16 protein-coding genes are annotated in these 13,917 nt (G+C 50.1%); all 16 read right to left on the bottom strand.

Annotated features, from left to right (window positions below):
• The 16 genes from CWI35_RS12310 to fliS all read right to left on the bottom strand — a co-directional run bounded on the left by CWI35_RS12310 (position 1) and on the right by fliS (position 13,886).
• Complete coding sequence (locus CWI35_RS12310; protein ID WP_119877820.1) at positions 1–570, bottom strand: hypothetical protein; 570 nt, start codon at positions 568–570, stop codon at positions 1–3.
• A gap of 110 nt (positions 571–680) precedes the next feature.
• Positions 681–3,842, bottom strand: a complete 3,162-nt coding sequence (locus CWI35_RS12305) for an FkbM family methyltransferase (RefSeq protein ID WP_162924025.1) — start codon at positions 3,840–3,842, stop codon at positions 681–683.
• Between the two features lie 8 nt (positions 3,843–3,850).
• The gene (locus CWI35_RS12300) at positions 3,851–4,855 is read right to left on the bottom strand and encodes a UDP-N-acetylglucosamine 4,6-dehydratase family protein (protein WP_119877818.1); all 1,005 of its coding nucleotides are present in this window, start codon (positions 4,853–4,855) and stop codon (positions 3,851–3,853) included.
• Positions 4,856–4,883: 28 nt separating this feature from the next.
• Positions 4,884–5,468, bottom strand: a complete 585-nt coding sequence (locus CWI35_RS12295) for a hypothetical protein (RefSeq protein ID WP_119877817.1) — start codon at positions 5,466–5,468, stop codon at positions 4,884–4,886.
• A gap of 173 nt (positions 5,469–5,641) precedes the next feature.
• Positions 5,642–6,625 carry a flagellin Hag gene (gene hag, locus CWI35_RS12290; RefSeq protein ID WP_119877816.1) on the bottom strand — a complete coding sequence of 328 codons (984 nt, stop codon included), beginning with the start codon at positions 6,623–6,625 and terminating at the stop codon, positions 5,642–5,644.
• A 187-nt stretch (positions 6,626–6,812) separates the two neighbouring features.
• Complete coding sequence (gene csrA / locus CWI35_RS12285) at positions 6,813–7,052, bottom strand: carbon storage regulator CsrA (RefSeq protein WP_119877815.1); 240 nt, start codon at positions 7,050–7,052, stop codon at positions 6,813–6,815.
• A 13-nt stretch (positions 7,053–7,065) separates the two neighbouring features.
• On the bottom strand, positions 7,066–7,500 hold the full coding sequence (gene fliW / locus CWI35_RS12280) for a flagellar assembly protein FliW (RefSeq protein ID WP_119877814.1): 435 nt from the start codon (positions 7,498–7,500) through the stop codon (positions 7,066–7,068).
• 22 nt (positions 7,501–7,522) lie between these two features.
• Positions 7,523–8,077, bottom strand: coding sequence for a DUF6470 family protein (locus tag CWI35_RS12275; protein WP_119877813.1), 555 nt, complete (start codon positions 8,075–8,077; stop codon positions 7,523–7,525).
• 34 nt (positions 8,078–8,111) lie between these two features.
• Positions 8,112–9,005, bottom strand: coding sequence for a flagellar hook-associated protein FlgL (flgL, locus tag CWI35_RS12270; RefSeq protein WP_119877812.1), 894 nt, complete (start codon positions 9,003–9,005; stop codon positions 8,112–8,114).
• A gap of 10 nt (positions 9,006–9,015) precedes the next feature.
• Entirely contained in the window at positions 9,016–10,611 is a 1,596-nt protein-coding gene (flgK, locus tag CWI35_RS12265; RefSeq protein ID WP_119877811.1) for a flagellar hook-associated protein FlgK, read from the bottom strand.
• A gap of 11 nt (positions 10,612–10,622) precedes the next feature.
• Positions 10,623–11,090 (bottom strand): flagellar protein FlgN, encoded by a 468-nt coding sequence (locus tag CWI35_RS12260; RefSeq protein ID WP_014196773.1) that lies wholly within the window; start codon positions 11,088–11,090, stop codon positions 10,623–10,625.
• Positions 11,091–11,105: 15 nt separating this feature from the next.
• On the bottom strand, positions 11,106–11,372 hold the full coding sequence (gene flgM, locus CWI35_RS12255; RefSeq protein ID WP_011232609.1) for a flagellar biosynthesis anti-sigma factor FlgM: 267 nt from the start codon (positions 11,370–11,372) through the stop codon (positions 11,106–11,108).
• Positions 11,373–11,444: 72 nt separating this feature from the next.
• Complete coding sequence (locus tag CWI35_RS12250) at positions 11,445–11,855, bottom strand: TIGR03826 family flagellar region protein (RefSeq protein WP_014196774.1); 411 nt, start codon at positions 11,853–11,855, stop codon at positions 11,445–11,447.
• Positions 11,856–12,093: 238 nt separating this feature from the next.
• Positions 12,094–12,531 carry a YaaR family protein gene (locus CWI35_RS12245; RefSeq protein WP_011232611.1) on the bottom strand — a complete coding sequence of 146 codons (438 nt, stop codon included), beginning with the start codon at positions 12,529–12,531 and terminating at the stop codon, positions 12,094–12,096.
• Between the two features lie 83 nt (positions 12,532–12,614).
• A complete protein-coding gene (locus CWI35_RS12240) occupies positions 12,615–13,442 on the bottom strand; it encodes a flagellin N-terminal helical domain-containing protein (protein WP_014196776.1) in 828 nt (275 codons plus the stop codon).
• Positions 13,443–13,460: 18 nt separating this feature from the next.
• The gene (gene fliS, locus CWI35_RS12235; RefSeq protein ID WP_014196777.1) at positions 13,461–13,886 is read right to left on the bottom strand and encodes a flagellar export chaperone FliS; all 426 of its coding nucleotides are present in this window, start codon (positions 13,884–13,886) and stop codon (positions 13,461–13,463) included.
• Between the last annotated feature and the right edge of the window lie 31 nt (positions 13,887–13,917).

The raw sequence follows: 13,917 nt of genomic DNA, 5'->3' as shown, positions 1-13,917 counted from the left end.
TCACTTCCTTTCTACCATTGAATATTCCCAGTACCAATTACAAATTTGTCTATATAATTGGATACTTTCCTTCTTTAATGCTAAGTTATTGATTCTATATAATTCCATATAACTATTAAACACATAGTGCACATCAGGCGATATTCTCTCTATAATTTCTTCCACGTTTTCATACCCTGCTCCAAAGCGATTGTTGTATAGAACAACCACTTTATCAAAGAACTTCTCGCTTAAATAATTAAAAATTTCATCAAACCTACTAATATCATAATTTCCATTATGGCGATATTCTATAATTTCAACACTATCCCCGTATAGTTCTTCCAATTCATGTTTATTTGCGTAACTGGTGATAATATATTTTCTTGTATTATCATTTACATTATCTAACTTTGAAATAAATTCCCTTAAAATTCCGATACTAGCTGATCTAACAATAAGTATGTTTTTACAATCCTTTAATTCGGAGAAAGGTACATTATTGAAACTTGAATGTATAATTTTTTGCAATTGTCTACAAAGATGTTGTAACGCACTTTTCATCTCTACATTGCGATAACTACATTCCACAATTCATCACCCCTCAAAATTTACAAATTGCCTCTTCAATATAGAAAACGTTTAACACATAAATGTGATATAGGCAAAACATAGGCCTGACTATACCATCCTAAGGAAAATTATCCTACAATTTTTCTAACAATTTTAATATCTAAATAGCTGTCTTGGTCTTTTAAAGAAACCAATGTTTCCACTTCAACAGGAATAATATTACCATCATGGTTAATCACAAAAAAATGGAATCCCTTCTCTACAAATCGATTCAAAATCGGCTCAGGGTCATGTCCTTGTAGAACCCATCTTTTAGGAGCATATTCCATAAATATCTCCATATCATTTGAGTTATCAATAATTCTGAACAATCCTTCCATAACGAGTGGCTCTGCTCCCTCAATATCCAACTTTACAACATCTACATTTGATAAACCGGGTAAATAACTACTGAGTTCCACGGTCGGCACTCTTATTGTTTCAATTTTAAAATCATTTAGCTCTTCCAACTTAAAAAGACTGGCTGAGCCTGTATATAATTGTCCCGGAATATTTTCAGGGACAGGAACGTAAAGGTCAATCTCCCCAATTTGATTACTTAATGCCACTTTATGAAGGTAAGTATTATTAAAACCATTTATGGCCAAACTCTTTAAAATATTCTTGTGATGGAAAGGATTTGGTTCGAAAGAATGTACAGTACCTTTAGAACCAACTTTCATAGCAGCCAAAAGTGTATAATATCCGCAATTGGCTCCAATGTCCAACACTGTCATACCTGGTTGGATGCTATTCAAAAATGCGTTAGACACCCAACGTTCCCAATAACCATCGAGAATTAGGTGTGGAGAAATGCTTATATCTCTAGTATCTATATAAATCTTTGGACCTTCTATTAATTTTGTTAACACAGTGAAGTCTCCAACATAAGCAATAGGCCTATTCATTCCAGCAACCTCCCCTTGTCCTTCTTCATTCACATGCAAGAACACACTTTCATCTGCTTGCAATTCAATAGCTTCAAAAAGCAGTTTTCCCGCATTCTGCAATTCAATTTCAACCTCATGTACACCATCATTTAAACCGCTTTTCTCAAACAATACTTCCCGAAAAGCTGGAGGAAATGGAGGTGAAAAGCGTTTATCTTTTGCTGAGAGCCTTTCTTTATACCCATCAATCACAATTTGAATCTCATCCGAACACTCCGCATGCCTCGCCCCAATCATCCGAAGCGCTGTTCCTTTAAACTTGAATTGAATCGCCGCATTCGGTTCGTTCGTTTCGTAATATGCACTGATTACATCCGCTTCCCCGGACGATTGTTTTTCAATTTTGATCTCCTTTTTTCGCCATTGGCCGATGTATTGAAATTCACTAGATGTGCATTCGCGTCTCTTCCAGCCATCGTCCTTCTGTTTCAGGGCGGGGTGCAGATATGTTTGCACCAACGGCGCCATTTCGTTATAGACTTGCTGGCATAGGTGCAAATAGTGGCGGAACGCCCGAACCACTTTGTCCGCCTTCACAACGGGGTCTTGCTCTTTGCGGATGTTGTGCGCTTCTTTTTGCAGCATTTCCGTATAAACGCGAACGACAGGCCGAACGTATACGTCAAAAAAGTCGTTTTGGGTCAAGCGGCGAAACCGTTCATCGAAGCGGGCGAATAATTTGTGCAATTTGTCTTCTTTTTTTCGAATAGCAGCCTGCTCCAACTCGTGAAACATTGCTTCGAGCTCATGGTATCTCTTGATGAAATCGGTCATCGCACGCTTCATGTTCCCGATTTTGTCTTCCACCCCTTGCATCCGGTTGCTTTCTTGGCCGGCATGCCAGTTTTCATTCACGACTTTCTTCGTCAACCGGGTTTGGATGACGGCCTCCAGCGGAAGAAATGGGGCACCAGCAATATCCGCACCGCCTTTTGTTGTGTTGATGACTTCGATCTGAGCATACTTCTGGATATAGTGCTCCATCAACAGCCGCATTTGGTTGAGCGATTCATTCGTCGTGACAAGGCGGCCGTATACGTCCTTCACTTGCATGAGGCCGCGCCGCTCATGTTCGAGCACTTCAGCGGTCTGCTTTTCTCCCCGTTTGATTTCTTTCGCATAATAGTAATTGTCGCGAAAGGCGAAATTTTGCCCGACAAGAATGACCGGATTCGCCTCCAGCTTCGCCAAGATTTGCAATGTAATAATGGCGATCGAAAACGCATCATCAATGACTTCGCTGCGATCAAGGCTGTCCAGATAGTACGGCGTTACCGTGTCTTGGGATGTGACGGCGTAAAACTTTGGCCCCTTGTATTTTTGAATCGTTTCGTATCCGACGCTCGTCCCGTAAATCATCGGCACGTGGACGTCAATTCCTTTATCAATCATGTCCCAAAACACAGCGAAATTATGAGCTTGTGGATCATATGTGCAAACAGCGTCGGGAAGGATGCCGTTCGCCACTAACGCTCGATTCGCTGATCCGACGGCAAATATATAGGCCAGCCCTTTTTCCTTTATATAGCGAAGATTGTCATATTCCTCTTGCAGCGACGGCCCAGCCGCCACAAGCAAAACCGGTTTGGAACGAAAATGTTCTTTTCGGCTGAAAATGCTCGACGATCTCAACGTTGTCGGCAAGTTCATCAAGCTGTTCAACGTCCAGCGCTTGCCAAAGGCAAATTCGGTCGCCAAGTTGATGCGCTTCGACTGGAGAATATCTCGAAACTGTCGGACAAATTGTCGATATTGATCCACGAAAATGCGCTCATAACTCGGCAGCGCCACAAGCCCCACATTCGTCTCAAGCGCGTTGGCAAACTCGGCAAAAAACTGCCTGCGCGAAGCCTCGTCCGTTTCCACATAAAGATAGCGAAGCCGCTGAAGCGGCCATTCGGTCACCCGTTTGCACGACAGAAAGCGGAAAAAGATCCATGGATTCGGTTCATAAATGGTGAACGACTTATCAGGAAACATGGATAACAGTTTTTCGACATGATAGCCGATCCCGATACCGTAAAAGAACAAATGGTCGCATTGCTCCACTTGGTCCTTGAGCTGCTGGGCGAGACGCTCCGCTTCTTGCTCCGGGTTGTATTTGCTGTGCAAATACAGAGGGCGTCCATCCACATGAACTTGAATCGTCGGCAGGCCAGCATGGGACGGGACGATTTCATATTGTTTCCAAATCGATTCATGCTCAATTTGCTTCCATAGCTGCCAAATGGATGGGTAGCGGTTTTGCAAAAATTGTTCATTCTCTGTCAACAACATGATGCTCATTGCTCCATCACTCACCGTTTCTCCTATATTAAGCCTTCTGCCAAAATCCAACGGCGCAATGTTTCTTTATCAATCATCTCGCCTTGAAACGGGTTTTGGCACGGGCGGATGTTCCATTCCTTCGGATAGGCATGCGGCTTCCAGCCAAAGGGAGGCCCAATCACATACATATCTTCCGTCTCCCACGCCGTATGCGCTTCGTCTTCTGTCATCAGCTCTTCGTACATTTTTTCCCCTGGACGCAAGCCAATTTCTTTGATTTTAATCGTTTCGGTAATGTGGTATTTTTTTGAGACTTCCTCAATCATCACCTCAACTAAATCCTTTAGCGCCACCACCGGCATTTTCAGCACGAACACTTCTCCGCCCACGGCCAGTTCGTTCGCTTTTAGAATGAGAGAAATAGCCTGCGACGGCGTCATCATGTAACGAAGCATGTCCATATGGGTGACGGTCACTTCCCGATCCTCTAAAATCTGCTTTTTAAACAACGGAATGACCGAACCGCGCGAACCCATGACATTGCCGAACCGCACCGCCGAGAAAATCGTTTGCTTCGGCCCTTTTTGATATTCGGTCGCGGCGATTAATCGTTCCGCCGCCAGCTTTGTGGCGCCGTACGTGTTCGTTGGCGAAATGGCCTTATCTGTGCTTGTAAATAACACTTTTTTCACTCCGGCTTTCAAAGCGGCTTGAATGACATTTTGCGTGCCAATAATGTTCGTTTTCACCGCTTCAAACGGATTGTATTCACAAGCTGGAACATGTTTCATTGCGGCAAGATGAAAGACGTAGTCAATGTCTTCCATCGCCCGCAGCACACGCGCTTCGTCGCGGACATCGCCAATTAAATAACGAAGCACCTTTGAATGTTTAAATTGCTGCGCCAGTTCAAACTGTTTATGCTCATCGCGGCTAAAAATGCGAATGACGTTCGGTTCATGCTGCAACAGTGTTTTGGTGAGATGCTGCCCGATCGTTCCCGTACCGCCAATAATCAAGATTTTTTTTCCTCTGTAGATGCTCAATTCTGTTCACTGCCTTTGCTGTCTGCGTTTAGTTCACGACATGGACTTTTACGTGCTCCATAATGTCTTTCCATAACGGCTTGACTTCATATTGGATCAAGTCGGCGATCAAAATCGTGTCTCCTGCTTCTACAGCTTGAAGCAATTGCCGCAATTGTTCCGCCAACGTTTCCCGGATGCGAGCGAGCGCTTGACGATCAAGCGAATGTTTTGGGTGTTCAGTCAGCCAATAAAGAGCTTGGTCGATCCATTGGATTCCTTCCAGCATTTGCTCGAATCGGATCCATGTATGTTCGGAAGGGGTTTGATAAAATTCATCGATGATACGCTCAATCTCTGGCAGGGCACGTGTCAAATACAAATGCATTGTCTGGAAAACATCCCGTATATATTCTTCGATCGTCACTGCTACAACGTCAATCGTACGGATGGAATCGATTCTTTCCTCCACATAGGTTTCAAAATCGTCATATACTTCGACGCCATCGATGACGAGATGGCTCAATTGCCGATCCACCTCGTCAATCATGGAGAAGATTTTTTGGAACATCGCTTCAAGCTCTGATCGATCATTGCGATATTCAAACGTCTGTCCGAAAATGTTGAGTTGCATGTCCTGCACTCTCCTACACGAGATTTGTCGACTACTCTCTGACACCTTCTATCATTATTATCGGATCATTTTTGTCAGTGTGAAGCGAATGAGATTCGGAAAATTATTCCGAACAAAATAAAAGAGAACGGCCTCTCCCCGAGGTCGAGAAGAGGCCTGATTGCTCTTTTCGATTATCGCAGCAGCTGAAGCACGCTCTGCGGTTGTTGGTTCGCTTGCGCCAACATCGATTGGGCCGCTTGGGTGAGAATGTTTTGTTTCGTAAATTCCATCATTTCCTTCGCCATATCGACGTCGCGGATGCGCGATTCCGCCGCCGTCAAGTTTTCCGCCGACGTATCCAAGTTGTTGATCGTATGCTCTAAGCGGTTTTGATAAGAACCGAGACGGGCGCGCTCTGTCGAAACGGTGTTGATCGCGATGTCGATTTTCGAAATCGCCGCCGTTGCGCCGCTGAAAGACATGATATCTAAAGCATATTCATCCGTGCCGACGTTGCTAACGTCTGTTAACTTATTAGCCGTTCCTCCAGCAAATTTTGCATTCGCGATGCCGCCGGACAATACGGAGGATACCGATGTACCATTTGCCACAGTAGCTGCACCGATAGTGTTGGCGCTCCCACCAGACGCTGTCCCTGCCAAGCCAAGCGCTTGGGCGCGCATATCGAAAATTTTAATTTCAAACGACTGATTGGTGTTCGCCCCGATTTGCAGTTTAATCGGGCTCGCGCCGCTCACATTGCCGTTCAACAATTTTTGCGTGTTGAATTCCGTCGTATTACCGATCCGGTTGATTTCGGACGTCAATTGGTTGAACTCTTTTTGCAGCTGCTCGCGGTCTGCTTGCGTATTCGTGCTGTTGGCCGCCTGCGTTGCCAGCTCGCGCATCCGCTGCAGGATGGAGTGCACTTCATTCAGCGCACCTTCCGCCGTTTGAATGAGCGAGATACCGTCTTGAGCATTGCGGCTCGCTTGCTCCAACCCGCGAATTTGGCCGCGCATTTTTTCCGAGATCGCAAGACCTGCTGCATCGTCGCCCGCGCGGTTGATGCGGAGGCCAGACGAAAGTTTTTCAATGGATTTCGAAGCGTTGGTCGTATTGGTCGTCAACTGCCGATACGTATTCAACGCCGCGATGTTGTGGTTGATTCTCATGTTCTCTTCCTCCTTGAAATGATGTTTTCCACGTCCTTGTGGAACGGCGGGGCTAGGGCGAAAGTCGGCCGCCTTTCGCCATATGCCGCGCTCACTTTTTATATCGGCGCGTTTTTTGGAAGTTTAATAGGGAAATTTAAATTTTTTGTCGATGGGGCGAAAAAAGCGCCGCTTGGGCGCTTCGACGTTATGGTTGTTTCCATTGTTTCAGCTTGGCGGTCAGTTCGGCGAGCGAGGCTTCGGACGCTTCGGCGGCGGCGTTGTTTTCCGCTTGGATGGCAAGATACACTTCTTTGCGGTGGATGTCGATCTGTTTTGGCGCGTTGATGCCGAGTTTCACTTGGTCGCCTTGGATGGCGAGGACGGTGATTTCGATGTCATCGCCGATTTGGATCGCTTCTTTGATTTTGCGTGTTAGAACAAGCATCGGGCCGCCTCCTTTACGTCGCCGCTTTTTCCGGGAAGAGGCGATGTTTCGTTTTGTACGCGGTGTTCGTTAAGATCACTTGCTTGCCGATTCGTTTTCGGGCGTTGATGACCACGGGCGCCTGCAAGTTCGCCGTCGTGTTGTCGAACGGGTCAGCAACCGTCAAGATGACGTACACCGCGACGTCGCGTTCGCTTTCGATGTCAAGCTGTTCGACCATCGCTTCATCCAGTTCAAATTCGTACGCCGGAAAGTACGAAAACGGCTCAATCAAGATAAACCCGAGCGCAGGAGTCTTGACCGACTGCAAGATGACAAACGGCGTGTCGGCAAGCGGCAAAAGGACGAACCGCTTCTCGTCCGCAAATCCAGGGAGGCCGTGGGGGAAGCGGATGATGTCTTCTTCCTTCACCGCCACTGTTCCGTGGTATTTCGTGTCGATGTTCAATGCTTGCTCCTCCTCATGTTCCTCAAATGATGACGTCAATGTGAAGCGACGGGCGCTGGGCGAGATCGATCTTGACCGCCCCTTGCTGGCAGCGGATGATCGGCGCATGCGCCTTCACATTAATGCGCGGCGTGTAGGTGTTCCAGTCGATCGTGAGTCTGCCCGGTTCATAGTCGACCTTGACGCTAAACGGCGGCGGGACGAGGGCGATCTCCAACTCAAGCGGCGGGCCTTCGCTGTTGGCCTCCGCCTGTTCAACGAGAGGATCCCCCTCATGTTCGATGCGCATCAGTTCATCCCCTTGAACCGCGGCGCGCTCGATGAAGTCGAGCACCGCTTGCCGTCCGTCAGCGGCTGCGTCTTGAATCAGTCGAAATACGTGCTTGTTGTTCACCGCCGCCCACGCCTCGGTCTGGTCGATCGTCAGACGGGCGGGAATGGAGGCGATGCGCATGTCAGCGGGCGGTTGCTCGATCGTCATCTCCGCGGGCGGCTGGGTGATGTCAAGCCGCGCCCGTTCTCTTGAGATCGCCAGCTTGGCGTACGTCGCTTCCATCTTAAGCTGCGGAATGCGCATGGCCATCGCTCCTTTCGGCGGGCATTACGCTAGTTTAACGCAAAAAGTCAACCAACGTCGGCTGAATGACGCGCGCGCCGACGGCCAACGCCGCGCGGTGGACGCTTTCTTGCGTTTTCAAATCGGTGATGACTTTTTCCAGATCAACGTCTTCGTTGTCCGACAACATTTTTTCCGCGATCACCTGCTGGCTGTCGATGCGGTCTTCCATCAGCTCGATCCGGTTCATGCGCGCGCCGAGTTCGGCGCGGACGCCGAGCAAATTCGTCAAGTGGCTGTCGAGTTTGTCTAAATAGCCCGTTACATCATTACCGGTCGTGCTCGGATTTTCGAGGGCAGCGGCCAAGTTTTGCAAATCCGAAAACAATCCGCTGCCCGCCCCGAACGCTGTGCTCGGCGGAATGTTGACCGGAATGTAAATGCCTTTGGCAAGCTCTATGTTCAGCTGTTGGCTGTTTGCCGACACGGAAATCGTGCCGTCCGGGTTCACCGTCACAGGCGGCTCCGTCGTTTTCGCGCCGTTGAAGATGTATTTGTCGCCGACTTTCGTATTGGCGATCGTGACCAAATGTTCGGTCAACTGGCGCACTTCTTTGGCGATCGCTTGGCGCTGCGTTTCTTCGTATGTGTCGTTGCTCGCCTGCACGGTGAGCTCGCGGATGCGCTGCAGCGCCTGCGTCGCCTTGTCAAGCGCCGAATCGGAGTTTTCCACCCAGTTGTACGCTTCCGAGAAGTTGCGTTTGAACTGCTCGACTTCCGCCAAATTCGAGCGATAGGCGATTCCTTTCATGGCGACGACAGGGTCATCGGATGGGCGGGTGATTTTTTTCCCTGTCGAGAGCTGGGTTTGGTATTTGTCCAAATTGGCGTAGCTTCGGGCAATCTGCTTAAGCGTATTGTTCGCCAACATGCTTTGCGTAATGCGCATCACCGTTCACCTACCTTCCGACGACGCCCATGCCGTTGATGAGTTTATCGAGCATTTCGTCAATCACCGTGATTTGCCTTGCCGCGGCGTTGTAGGCGTGCTGGAATTTGATCATGTTCATCATCTCTTCATCGAGCGACACGGAGCTGACGGACTGCCGTTTTTCCTCCACCGACTGGCGCAGCGTTTCGCTGTTCGTTTTCATCCGGTTCGCCTGCTCACCGTCGACGCCAAGCTGGCCGATCCAACCTTGGTAGTTCGTTTCAACCGTGCCTGAGGAAAGCGGCAAATTCAGGGACGCCAAGTTGACGGCGATGTTGTCTTGCAGCGAAACGGTCGCATTGGACAGAAGCAGGCTGCGGACGTTGGCGAGGTTGATGGCGTTGTTGCCGTTCCCTGTTTCCCCGCTTTTTGTGGACGCCGCGATGTTCGCCAAATCGTCGATGTCGGCGGCGAGCTTGATCGTTTTCGCCGCGCCGCTTACGGCACTGATCCCATCAAAAAACGGGTGATTCGTGCTCCCGTTTAGCCCGTAGCCTTGTTGATGAACGGCGTTGAACACCGTGCCGAACGTATAGGCGAGTTTGTCCAAGTTCGACAGCATATCTGGGTACAGCCCTTTGACGATCGGCTGGCCGCTGGCGTCGGTTCCGCTTTGATAGCCGTATCCTTCGATCAACCCGCGCAATTTGCCGTTCGGAAGAGAGGAAAAGGAAACGGTCGTCCCGCTGACATCGAGCGCATTGACGCCTAAAGCGGGGGGCATTTCCTTCACCCCGTCGCCGTCGACATCGCTGCCGTCGGGAAACGATACGGCAGACGCCGTGCGCCCTTGAACGAGATACACTTTCGCACTCCCGTTCATGACGTAAACGTCGTACGTTCCTTCCGCCATGGGCAAGGCGTTTCCGCCAGTTGGATGCTTTTCCACACCGATCTCCATATATTGCGACAGTTGGTCGACCAACCGATCGCGCTCGTCGTACAAGTCGTTCGGCAAATAGCCGTTCGGTTCAATTTCGGCGATCCGTTCATTCAATGCGCTGATTTGGTTGAGAAGGGAATTGATTTCCGTCACCGTCGTGCCGATTTGCGTGCCGATGTCCGTGCGGATTTGCGCCAAGGAATTGGACAAGTAATGGAACGTCTCGACGACCGCCAGCCCGCGCTGACGGACGACGGAGCGCGCCCCTTCGTTCTCCGGGTGGGTGCTCAAATCTTGCAGCGCCTGCCAAAACTGGTCCATCGTTTTCGCCAACCCGCTGTCGGACGGCTCGTTCATAATGTCTTCCATCTTCGACACCGCATCCGCGCGCGCTTCCCAGTACCCGAGCTTGCTGTTTTCGCCGCGGTATTGGATGTCGAGGAAATATTCGCGCACCCGTTCGACCGACGACGCTTCCACCCCTGTCCCCATTTGCCCTGGGATGTTCGGGCGGTTGAGGCCGGGCGTCGGGAACGGCGGCGTCGCCTTGAGTTGGACGCGTTGCCGTGTATACCCTTCCGTATTGGCGTTGGCGATGTTATGTCCTGTCGTATACAACGCCGCTTGCTGGGCCATCATGGCGCGCCGAGCGGCTTCTAATCCGTGGAATGTCGAGAGCATCGTTCTCCCCCTTACGCTTTCGATTCAAACAGCGGGCGGTCTGGCGATGGCGCGTACCCTTGCGTGCGGCTGTAAGTGGACGGCGTTGGGGTGAACGTCTCGATCATGGCGGTGACAAACTGGAGCGACTGCTCAATGAGCTGGCGGTTCAACTCATTCGCTTCCGCCACCGCGTTCACCGCCTGTTTCAGCCGCTCACGGCATTCACGCAATTCCTCGCGCTCCTTGCCTTTCGCCATCGCCTCGCATTGGGCGATTGTCACCGTTTCATCGCCGAGCACCTCTTTCAGCCAGCGCCGCCGCCGTTCTTCGAGTTGACGGATGGCCAAAATATGCTTTTGTTCATCCGTAAGCAAAGCCGACAGCGCCTCGATATCGTTTTTTTTCAACGCTTCCGTTTTCCGCCGCGAAAGCGCCAGCAAGCTTTCATGCAGCTCGATATGCGCCCGCAAAAGATGGATGAGTGCCGCAAACGTCATCACGATCCGCTTCCTTTATCGATGGTTTCGATAATACTCGATCATCCGCTTGGCGACCGCCCGCGGGTCGACTTGGTATGTGCCGTTTTCAATTTGTTGGCGCAGCTCATCCAATTTCGCCTGCCGCGCCTGTTCCCAGCTCGCCGCTTCTTGCAGCTCTTTTGCTTCTTTCGAAATTTCCACTTGATCTCTAGACGCCTTCTCCGTCGCCAGCCGCTCCGTTTTGGCGAGCTGACGCTGGTACGGGTTGACGCCCATCGGTCCAATATGGTGGATTTTCATCACATTCACCTCGCTTGACCGGCGCTTGTTTGCATTTGGCTATTGTTTATATCGGAACGTTGACGGAAATGTTTAGCGTTCTTGATAGTCTTGGGTGTAATAAGTGGCGCGGCGGGAACGAGCTTCTTTTTCCTTTTCCCCCTCCGCCCGTCGCAAGTCGGCTTGCAGCTGGCCAAGGCACTTGGCGCACAGCCGCCCTTCACGGATCATCGCTCCGCACGAGTCGCAAGGGTAGCCGAGATTTGGAAAATGGACGAGCTGCAGCCGCCCCGCGCGAATCCATTTGATGATCAGCTTCTCCTCCACCCCTGTCGCCTCAACAACTTGCGCCATCGTCGCCGTGCGGTTTTCCCGTTTGCGCAAAAACGCGTAGACACGCTCAAACTGCCGCTCTTCCTCTTGGTGGCACGATTCGCATACATCACGCGTCGATAATTTGACAAACAACCGCCCGCACTTCGAGCAATTGGATAGTTCCGCCATCGTGGATCCCTCCCGATCATTGCCTATGAAGCCGCCGTATAAAAACTTATTAGGTTGAATAATGGCGCCCGCCTGGTGGTCACCAACTCGTCGCCAACACCGCCCCTCCTGTCAGTGACGCGTCCCTGCATGCGGCGCCGTTGAACATATTCCACAGCCGCAAGCAGATCGATAATCTGTCAATATTGATGACCAACGCAACATTGCGGAATCGATCTTGTACTCTTAAACGATTCCGTCATGTGTAAATATTAATGATCAGCCCTTGAATCTCGCCGACAAGCCGCAAAATCTCGAGTCCACGCTGTTCTTTTTGCAGCACTTCATTCGTCAGTTCAACGAGCTTTTGATCGACTTCCTTCACGAGCTTATAAATGCGCGCCCGCCCGCCGCGGCTGAAGCCGCGCTGTTCTTCCAGCTGCAGGCCGTTTTTCACCGCATCGTCCAAAAACGACTTGACGAGCTGCTTATATTTGCGCAAATCCTCAACCGTCCGCGACTCGGCAAGCTTTTTCCCTTGCTCCTCGATTTGCCGGACTTGTTCGTTGATCCGCTCCCATACGACGTTGTGGCGCGTTTTCGCCATGACTTCGGTGAAGGACACCGATTCCATCGGGACGTCATCCTTGCGGCTCACGTTCGCCAGCCCAGCGCGCGTTACTTTTTGCACTTCCATCGTCATCACCTCTCGCTACCCCCATTATCGCACAATCATAGCAAAAGGGCGAGGCGTTTATGCCCCGCCCAACGCGGATTCAATTAACTTTTCAACAGCTGCAAAATCCCTTGCGGCAGCTGATTCGACTGCGCGAGCATCGCCTGCGCCGCCTGCGTCAAAATGTTGTTTTTCGTAAACTCGGCCATCTCCATCGCCATATCCGTATCGCGGATGCGGGATTCGGCGGCGGTCAAGTTTTCGTTCGCGGTTGTCAAGTTGTTAATGGTATGCTCGAGGCGGTTTTGGTAAGCCCCCATCTTAGAACGGGATTTGGATACGGAGATGATGGCATTATCCAATGTTGTGATCGCATTCTGGGCATCAGTAATCGTTTTAATATTTAAATTGCTAATGTCTGTAGCATCCTCGCCAAGAGAGTTTTTCAATTGCTGTTTCCAAGATAATGTCAACGTTTGCCCATTGTTGGCTCCAAGTTGGATATCGATATTTTGATCAGTAGCAAGAATATTCATTTTGTTAAATTGCGTATCTTGCCCAATACGGTCAATTTCTTCAATCAACTGCTGAAACTCGCTGTCAAGCGCTTCGCGATCCGTATCTTGGTTCGTCCCATTCGCCGCCTGCACAGCCAGCTCGCGCATCCGTTGCAGGATGCTGTGGACTTCGTTTAACGCCCCTTCCGCCGTTTGAATGAGCGAAATCGCATCGAGCGCGTTCCGTTCCGCCATCTGCAGGCCGCGAATTTGCGAGCGCATTTTTTCCGAAATGGCAAGCCCCGCCGCGTCGTCAGCCGCACGGTTAATGCGCAAGCCGGAGGAGAGGCGCTCCAAGTTTTTCGAAATGCTCGATTGATTGGCCGCCAAATTGCGGTAGGCGTTGAGCGCCTGAATGTTATGGTTGATTCGCATCGAAACCGACTCCTTTGCTTAAGATTGCTCATAGGCGATGAACTGCTCATACTCTGCTGTTTTGGGCTTTCGCACCGTTTGCGCGGGGGAGGCGCCGCTCTTCAGCGCCTCGTTCCACGCGGTGGCGATCGTAGTCGTTAATTGCCACACTTCCTGAACAATCTTCACGTCTTTTTTCATATTCGCCTCGATGAGGCGCTCAGCCATATAGTTGTAGAGCGCATCCAACTGATGGGCGATGATGCCCGCGTCATAGCGCAATCCAACGCCGAGGCGGCGAAGGATGTCGTTTCCTTTTTGCAGCTGTTTGTTCGCTTTCCAATAGTCTTTTTGTTCAAGGGCCGTGATGGCCTCTTCCAAACATTCCATCAATCCTTCATATAACAATGCCGTCAGCTGTTGCGAGTTTTTTTGGTAAATCCATTCTTCTGTAAAAAAATCCACTATGTATTACCCCCATTTTTATATCGGTCGT

This window comes from [Bacillus] caldolyticus (assembly GCF_003595605.1).
GTDB lineage: Bacteria > Bacillota > Bacilli > Bacillales > Anoxybacillaceae > Geobacillus > Geobacillus thermoleovorans.
Note: the sequence above shows the minus strand (reverse complement) of the source record. Positions and strands in the feature narration are given on the sequence as shown.

Coding starts and splice junctions, on each gene's coding strand:
- CWI35_RS12295 (WP_119877817.1), bottom strand. CDS start 5,468: ATGCAACTCAACATTTTCGGACAGACGTTTGAATATCGCAATGATCGA.
- hag (WP_119877816.1), bottom strand. CDS start 6,625: ATGAGAATCAACCACAACATCGCGGCGTTGAATACGTATCGGCAGTTG.
- csrA (WP_119877815.1), bottom strand. CDS start 7,052: ATGCTTGTTCTAACACGCAAAATCAAAGAAGCGATCCAAATCGGCGAT.
- CWI35_RS12275 (WP_119877813.1), bottom strand. CDS start 8,077: ATGCGCATTCCGCAGCTTAAGATGGAAGCGACGTACGCCAAGCTGGCG.
- flgL (WP_119877812.1), bottom strand. CDS start 9,005: ATGCGCATTACGCAAAGCATGTTGGCGAACAATACGCTTAAGCAGATT.
- flgK (WP_119877811.1), bottom strand. CDS start 10,611: ATGCTCTCGACATTCCACGGATTAGAAGCCGCTCGGCGCGCCATGATG.
- CWI35_RS12260 (WP_014196773.1), bottom strand. CDS start 11,090: ATGACGTTTGCGGCACTCATCCATCTTTTGCGGGCGCATATCGAGCTG.
- flgM (WP_011232609.1), bottom strand. CDS start 11,372: ATGAAAATCCACCATATTGGACCGATGGGCGTCAACCCGTACCAGCGT.
- CWI35_RS12250 (WP_014196774.1), bottom strand. CDS start 11,855: ATGGCGGAACTATCCAATTGCTCGAAGTGCGGGCGGTTGTTTGTCAAA.
- CWI35_RS12245 (WP_011232611.1), bottom strand. CDS start 12,531: ATGGAAGTGCAAAAAGTAACGCGCGCTGGGCTGGCGAACGTGAGCCGC.
- CWI35_RS12240 (WP_014196776.1), bottom strand. CDS start 13,442: ATGCGAATCAACCATAACATTCAGGCGCTCAACGCCTACCGCAATTTG.